Genomic DNA, 8,289 nt, shown 5'->3' with positions numbered 1-8,289 from the left:
TCTAAAGTTTTTCTGGTTCTCTTTGTTCACAAAGAGAACAGTACCCTCAAGCCCAAAGGACAAAGTACAGAAAACCGATCGATTTTGATAGAGAGCAAAAATAGGAGGAAAAGTCGAGAGCGGGAGGATGACGAAAGAAAAAAATGTTTATCTTTCAGACGCGAAACAGGAATCACAAAAAACAATTGCTTATGAATACAGACATACCTCAGATTTTTTGGCTTGTGCCGGCCGCAGCCCTGATAGCGCTCGGGTTTGCGCGGTATTTTTTCGTGCACATGAAGCGTCAGAGCGAAGGGAACGAGACCATGCAGACCATCGCCGCCCATGTTCGGAAAGGCGCGATGGCTTATCTGAAACAGCAGTACAAGATCGTCGGAATCGTTTTTCTCGTACTGTGCGCCTTTTTCGCCGTGTTGGCCTATGGGTTCGGCGTACAGAATCCGTGGGTGCCGTTTGCGTTTCTGACCGGCGGTTTCTTCTCCGGTCTCGCCGGATTCATCGGCATGAAGACCGCTACGTATGCTTCGGCCCGGACGGCGCAGGCCGCATCCGAATCGCTGAACCGCGGGCTGAAAGTCGCTTTCCGCTCCGGGGCGGTGATGGGGCTTGTGGTGGTAGGTCTCGGGCTGCTGGATATCTCTGCTTGGTATCTGGTGCTGGAGTGGTTCTATGACGATATTACCACCACCCAGAAACTTGTGATTATCACCACCACGATGCTGACCTTCGGGATGGGTGCTTCGACCCAGGCCTTGTTTGCCAGAGTGGGGGGCGGGATCTATACCAAGGCTGCGGATGTGGGAGCCGACCTCGTGGGCAAAGTCGAAGCAGGGATTCCGGAAGACGACCCGCGGAATCCGGCGACCATTGCTGATAATGTGGGCGATAACGTCGGTGACGTGGCTGGGATGGGCGCAGACCTCTATGAAAGCTACTGCGGCTCGATACTGGCTACGGCGGCGCTCGGAGCTTCGGCTTTCGCGCTCGCGCCGGAGATGCAGCTGCGGGCTGTGCTGGCGCCGATGCTGATTGCTGCTGTTGGGATTCTGTTGTCGATCATCGGTATTTACCTCGTGCGGACGAAAGAGGGGGCGTCGATGAAAAACCTCCTCAGCGCGCTGGGATTGGGGGTGAACACCAGCTCGTTCTTGATTGCCGTGGCTACGTTCGTGATCCTCTATCTGCTGGGGCTGGAAAACTGGCTCGGGATTTCGTTCTCGGTGATTGCGGGGCTTGTGGCAGGGATTATTATCGGCCAGTCGACGGAATACTACACTTCGCAATCGTATAAACCGACCAAAAAAGTGGCCGAAAGCTCGAAGACCGGGCCGGCGACCGTGATTATCTCGGGGATCGGTCTCGGGATGCTCTCGACGGCGATTCCGGTGATTACGATTTGTGTGGCGATCGTGCTGGCTTTCCTGTGTGCCATCCGGTTCGACGTGGCGAACATGCTGACGGCTCAGAACCTGGCTTTGGGGCTCTATGGGATTGGGATCGCGGCGGTCGGGATGCTCTCGACGCTGGGAATCACGCTGGCGACGGATGCCTACGGGCCGATTGCGGACAATGCCGGCGGGAATGCCGAGATGAGCGGTCTCGGGGCGGAGGTGCGCAAGCGGACGGATGCCTTGGATGCGCTGGGGAACACCACCGCTGCGACGGGCAAGGGCTTTGCGATCGGTTCGGCGGCCCTGACGGCGCTGGCCCTGATGGCTTCGTATCTGGAAGAGATCAAGATGGGGCTGCAGCATATCGGGGTCAAGACCATCGAGGTGTTGGGGAATGCGGTGCCGGTCGAGGCGGCTACGCTGCCGGACTTCATGGAGTACTATCAGGTCAATCTGATGAATCCGAAGGTCTTGATCGGGGTCTTTATCGGTTCGATGATGGCGTTTGTCTTCTGCGGTTTGACGATGAATGCCGTGGGACGGGCGGCGCAGTCGATGGTCGAGGAGGTTCGCCGGCAGTTCCGCGAAATCAAAGGGATTTTGACGGGTGAGGCGACGCCGGACTATGCGCGCTGCGTGGCGATCTCGACCAAAGGGGCGCAGCGGGAGATGCTTTTGCCGTCGATTCTGGCGATTGTGGCGCCGATCGTGACGGGGATCGTGTTCGGTGTGGCAGGCGTGCTGGGGCTGCTGGTCGGAGGATTGGGCGCGGGGTTCGTGCTGGCGATTTTTATGGCCAACTCGGGCGGTGCGTGGGACAATGCCAAGAAGTACATCGAAGAGGGGAATTTCGGCGGTAAAGGGTCGGATTCCCATAAAGCTACGGTAGTGGGTGATACGGTGGGGGATCCGTTCAAGGATACTTCCGGGCCGTCGCTGAATATCCTCATCAAGCTGATGAGTATGGTGGCGATCGTGATGGCGGGGTTGACTGTGGCATTCAGTATTTTGTAGTACGTATTTTTCAGATAAGGCTCCTCTCCCGAGACTTCGTATCGAAGTCTCGGGAGAGGATTTTTTGTAGTTGGGGTAGAGGGGGCTTTGGAATTTGGGCTGAGGCTGCCGCAGCAATGCGTGCCGATCCCTAAGTCCTGCGGCGCGTAAGGCGCGCGAACAGAGGTGGCCATAGCGAAACGCAGTTTCGCTCGTCCCGCCGGGGTCACCCGGCCGCCACCCGCGCAGGGCAGTTTTTATCCTGTTAGGGTAGAGGCGGCCCTGTCGGAGTGCCCGAAGGCACCGCGCCACGCCTTAATAGGGAAATCGTCAAAATGTGCTGACACATTTTGACAAGATTTCCCAAGGCGCGCGAACTGTGGCGGAGCGAAAGCGGAGCCGCATTGAAGCGGGCACGGGGTAGTGCTTTTTTGGCGACAGGCCGAATGGGGCGGTGAATCGGGCTAAATTTGGAGCGGGCCGAGGCCTGCGGGGGCAAAAGCAACGTAGTTGCGGGCCTCCCGCTGGGGGAGGCTCTCGGCCCGCGCGGCTCTGCGAGCCGCATGAGAGGGGTAGAGGCTACCTTGGGGTAGAGTCTGCCATTTCGGAGTGCTCGCAGGTACCGTTTATTCCGAGAGGCAACGCAACAGAAAACCATAGGCACGGTTTGCCGCGGTGAATGTGAGTGTGGTCGCGCCGAAATTCAAATATATGCCGCGATTGTGGTCTCCAGAGTTGTAAGGTGTGGCTGACCAGTTGTATCCGTAACTGCCACTGCCCCATAATATTCCTCCGGAAGGATCGCGGAAGCCCGGGGCGGGGACTCTCCTGCAAAACCTCCGTCAGTCCGCCGCAAACAGAAAAATCGTATCTTTACCGACATAATTCCGGCCGATTCCGCCGGAAAGGAAACGCCTATGGATTTTATCAGTATCACCGTTCTCGACATCATCGACGTGCTGGTCGTCGCCCTGCTTTTCTATCAGGTCTACCGCATGATCCGCGGGACATCCGTGATGACCATCTTTGCCGGAATTTTTATCGTCTACCTGCTCTGGGTCGTCGTCAAGGCGCTGAATATGACCCTGCTGAGCTCCATCATGGGACAGGTGATCGGCGTGGGAGTGCTGGCACTGATCATCGTCTTCCAACAAGAGATCCGGCGATACCTCCTGTTGCTCGGGAGTCGGTACTCCAAAGCTAAAAACCGTTTCGTGCGGCGCATCTTCCGTTCGGCCGGCGTCCGGAGCGATCTCCAGTGGACCGAAGAGGTGGCCAAAGCCTGTCGGAATATGGCCGCGACCTATACCGGAGCCCTGATCTGCATCGAACGGCAGGGCGATCTGGGGGCCTATATCGCGACCGGAGATACGATCGACGCCCGGATCGACGTGCGACTGATCGAGAGCATCTTCTTCAAAAACAGCCCGTTGCACGACGGTGCCGTGATTATCCGGCAGGGGCGGATCCATGCCGCCCGGTGTATTCTGCCCTCGTCGGACAACCCCCACATTCCGCAGCACTACGGGATGCGGCACCGCGCCGCCATCGGGCTGACCGAACACAGCGACGCCGTGGTGGTGGTGGTTTCCGAAGAGCGCGGGAAGATTTCCGTCGCCGAAGGAGGTGAAATCGTCACCGTGGCCGATGCCGAGGCCCTGGTCGAGCGGCTCAACCGGATTTTATCGGCTTAGCGACCCGTCGAGCCGAAATTTTCCGTAACTTTGTCCAATCGGGCGCGCGTCTCATGGGCGGAAAACATCGTTCCGCATGCGCGTCGGAGTTGGCTTACCGAGTAAATTATTTCAACAATTTCGATAGCAATGGCAAATCAGAAGAAATTCATTACCTGTGACGGGAACTATGCTGCTGCACACATCGCTTATATGTTCAGCGAAGTGGCGGCCATCTATCCGATCACCCCGAGCTCGACCATGGCGGAATATGTCGACGAGTGGGCGGCCGCAGGGAAAAAGAACATTTTCGGCGAAACCGTTCGCGTGCAGGAGATGCAGTCCGAAGCGGGTGCGGCGGGGGCCGTGCACGGCTCGCTGCAGGCGGGGGCGCTGACCACCACCTATACCGCTTCGCAGGGGTTGTTGCTCATGATCCCGAACATGTACAAGATCTCGGGAGAACTCTTGCCGGCGGTGTTCCATGTTTCGGCGCGGGCGCTGGCGGCTCAGGCCTTGTCGATTTTCGGCGACCATGCCGACGTGATGAGTGCAAGACAGACCGGCTTTGCCATGCTGGCCAGCGGGTCGGTGCAGGAGGTGATGGACCTCTCGGCGGTGTCGCACTTGACTGCGATTAAGGGGCGCGTGCCGTTCATCAACTTCTTCGACGGCTTCCGGACTTCGCACGAAATTCAGAAGATCGAAGAGTTCGATACCGATGCCTTGAAATCGCTGATCGATATGGACGCTTTGAAGGCGTTCCGCGAACGGGCTTTGAATCCGGAACATCCGGTGACCCGCGGGACGGCTCAGAACCCCGACATCTACTTCCAGAGCAGGGAAGCGGCCAATAAATTCTATGACGCCGTGCCGGATATGGTCAATGACTATATGGGCAAGATCAGCCAGATTACCGGGCGCGAATACCATCCGTTCGACTACTACGGCGATCCGGAGGCCACGAATGTGGTCATCGCTATGGGCAGTGTGACGGAGACTATTAAGGAGGTCATCGATATGCTGCGCGCGAAAGGACAGAAGGTGGGCTTGGTGTCGGTGCACCTGTACCGGCCGTTCAGCGCCAAGTATTTCCTGCAGGCGGTGCCGAAGACGGCCAAACGGATTTGCGTCCTCGACCGCACCAAGGAACCGGGGGCCAATGGCGATCCGTTGTATCTGGATGTGCGCGAAGTGTACTACGCGATGCCGGAAAACGAACGGCCGATGATTATCGGTGGTCGGTACGGGCTGTCGTCGAAAGACACCACGCCGGCCCAGATGATCGCCGTGTACGAAAATCTGGCCCAGAACGAACCCAAGAACCAGTTTACGGTCGGGATCGTGGACGACGTGACCTTCAAATCGCTGCCGGTGGGCGAAGAGGTGGCTGCCGGGGACGCTTCCACCTATGAAGCCCGGTTCATCGGGCTGGGTTCCGACGGGACGGTGGGGGCTAATAAGAACTCCATCAAGATTATCGGCGGGGCGACGGACAAATATTGTCAGGCATACTTCTCGTACGACTCCAAGAAGTCGGGGGGGTATACCAGTTCGCACTTGCGGTTCGGCGACCGGCCGATTCGGTCGACTTATTTGGTGACCACGCCGAACTTCGTGGCTTGCCACGTGCCGTCTTATCTGGGCAAGTATGACCTGCTCAAGGGCTTGAAGGACGGCGGGACGTTCCTGCTGAATGCCGTGTGGGATGAGGAGACTACCAAGAAGCACCTGCCGGACGATATGAAAAAATATCTGGCGGAACACCACATCAACTTCTACATCATCAATGCCACCAAGATCGCTGCGGAACTGGGGCTGGGGTCGCGGACGAATACCATCATGCAGTCTGCTTTCTTTAAGGTGTCGGAAGTGATTCCGTACGACCAGGCGGTGGAAGAGATGAAGAAAGCCATCTACAAATCGTACGGAAAGAAGGGCGAGGATGTGGTGAACAAGAACTACGCCGCGGTCGATGCGGGGGGGAAGAATGTGGTGAAGGTCGAAGTGCCGGCGGAATGGGCCTCGATTACCGTTACGGCGAAGGCTGCCGATCCGTCGCGTCCGGAATTTATCGCCAAGATCGTTGACCCGATCAACGCTTTGGCGGGGGACGATCTGCCGGTATCGGCATTTACCGGACGGGAAGACGGGACTTGGGAAGCGGGTACGGCAGCATATGAAAAGCGGGGGATTGCAGCCAATATTCCGGCTTGGAAACCCGAAAACTGTATCCAGTGTAACCAGTGCGCCTATGTTTGTCCTCACGCAGCCATCCGTCCGTTCCTGCTGACGGAAGCCGAAGCGGCTGTGGCGCCGGAAGGGACGCCGTTCGTTCAGGGGAACGGGGCGCTCAAAGAGTATAAATTCAAGATTCAGGTGTCGCCGCTGGATTGTACGGGTTGCGGCAACTGTGCCAACGTATGTCCTGCGCCTAAGGGCAAGGCGCTGGTGATGGAGCCGATGGAAGCGCTGCTGCCGGCGGAAGAACCGCGCTGGGAATACCTGCACGGCAAGGTGGGTTACAAGTCCGCGGTGGTGGACAAGACCCAGAACGTGAAAAACCTGCAGTTCACCCAGCCCCTCTTCGAATTCTCGGGAGCTTGCGCCGGATGTGGCGAAACGCCGTACATCAAGTCGATCACCCAGCTCTTCGGCGAACGGATGATGGTGGCCAATGCGACGGGATGTTCGTCGATCTACGGCGGTTCCGCGCCTTCGACGCCTTATTGTCCGAATCAGGTTTCGGGACACGGGCCGGCATGGGCCAACTCGCTCTTCGAAGACAACGCCGAGTTCGGTCTCGGGATGCACATCGCTGTCGAAAAGATGCGCGACCGGCTGAAACAGATTATGACCGAAGCGATTGCGGGCTGCGATTGCTGCACGGCCGAACTGAAGGCGGCTATGCAGGCGTGGATCGACGGCAAGGACAACGCGGCTGCTTCTATCGAGGCTACCAATAAACTGTTGCCGCTGGTTGAGGCTTGCGGGTGCGACTATTGCAAACAGATCGTGGAACTCAAGCAGTACCTGATCAAGAAATCGCAGTGGATCTTCGGTGGCGACGGTTGGGCGTACGACATCGGATACGGCGGCTTGGATCACGTGCTGGCTTCGGGCGAGGATGTCAATGTGCTGGTGATCGACACCGAAGTTTACTCCAATACCGGTGGTCAGTCTTCGAAAGCGACTCCGGTGGGCGCGGTGGCTAAATTCGCTTCCGCCGGGAAACGGATCCGGAAGAAAGACCTGGGCGCGATGGTGATGACCTACGGCTATGTCTATGTGGCTCAGGTGGCTATGGGGGCTAACCACAGCCAATATTTCCAGGCGCTCAAGGAGGCGGAAGCATTCCCGGGGCCGTCGCTCATTATCGCCTATGCGCCGTGTATCAACCACGGGAACAAGAACGGGATGGGCGTTTCGCAGCTGACTGAGAAACGGGCCGTAGAGTGCGGGTACTGGCACCTGTGGCGTTTCAATCCGCTGTTGGAAAAAGAGGGCAAAAATCCGTTCACCCTCGACTCCAAAGAACCGGATTGGTCTAAATTCCAGGAATTTATCCATCAGGAAGTGCGCTATACCTCGCTTCTGAAAGCTTTCCCGCAGGAAGCACAGGAACTCTTCAACGCATCGGAAGAGAATGCCAAGTGGCGGTATAACAGCTACAAACGCTATGCGGCTATGCACTACGACGCGGCTGCGGAGACGGCGGAAGCTGCTGCGGCTGAAGTGGGAGCGGCTAAGTAATCGAGATTTCTATTTAAGAGAGTTGCATGTTTCGACTCTTTTTGCGGGCCGGTGGAGTGCCTGAAAAAGGTTCGGAAAATGCAGCGGATTTTGACTCAGGCGGGTCTCTTGTCTATGGACAAGAGACCCGCCTGTTTTTTGTGGTTGGGTGTTTGGGTGCAGTGGGCGAGATTCGGAGTGGTTGCCGCCGCGCCGGACGAGCCTTGCGGAGTGCGCGGCGCGCGGGCGAAGAGCGGGGCGAGGGAATTGGGCTGAGGCTACTAATTGTCCAGCGGGTACGCGGGGCTTGTGTTTTGCGGAGCCTGAGGAGTAGCGTAGCTAACTAAAAGTTTTTGGTGCCGCTTTTTACAAAAAGCGGCAGTTCCAGCCGGCGCAAAGCTCGACAGTCGCCCGCACGCCTAAGAGGGCATATTCTGCCGATTGGCGGTGAGCCAATCCGGCAAGAATTGCCGCGGGCGACGCAAATCGCGCGCCGA

4 protein-coding genes are annotated in these 8,289 nt (G+C 57.7%); all 4 read left to right on the top strand.

Features of this window, described 5'->3' with window-relative positions; all coding sequences use genetic code 11:
- The coding region (locus tag QZ292_RS02140) for a hypothetical protein (RefSeq protein WP_294597191.1) at positions 1 to 195 on the top strand (195 nt) is incomplete at its 5' end.
- Positions 192 to 2,408 (top strand): sodium-translocating pyrophosphatase, encoded by a 2,217-nt coding sequence (locus tag QZ292_RS02135; protein ID WP_294597188.1) that lies wholly within the window; start codon positions 192 to 194, stop codon positions 2,406 to 2,408. The genes QZ292_RS02140 and QZ292_RS02135, both read left to right, overlap by 4 nt.
- 896 nt (positions 2,409 to 3,304) lie before the next feature.
- The gene (cdaA, locus tag QZ292_RS02130) at positions 3,305 to 4,081 is read left to right on the top strand and encodes a diadenylate cyclase CdaA (RefSeq protein WP_294597185.1); all 777 of its coding nucleotides are present in this window, start codon (positions 3,305 to 3,307) and stop codon (positions 4,079 to 4,081) included.
- A 129-nt stretch (positions 4,082 to 4,210) separates the two neighbouring features.
- A complete protein-coding gene (gene nifJ / locus QZ292_RS02125) occupies positions 4,211 to 7,813 on the top strand; it encodes a pyruvate:ferredoxin (flavodoxin) oxidoreductase (protein ID WP_294597182.1) in 3,603 nt (1,200 codons plus the stop codon).
- Positions 7,814 to 8,289 lie beyond the last annotated feature (476 nt).

It is taken from the genome of uncultured Rikenella sp. (genome assembly GCF_910577125.1).
Lineage (GTDB): Bacteria > Bacteroidota > Bacteroidia > Bacteroidales > Rikenellaceae > Rikenella.
This window is presented reverse-complemented; position numbering and strand designations above follow the sequence as displayed.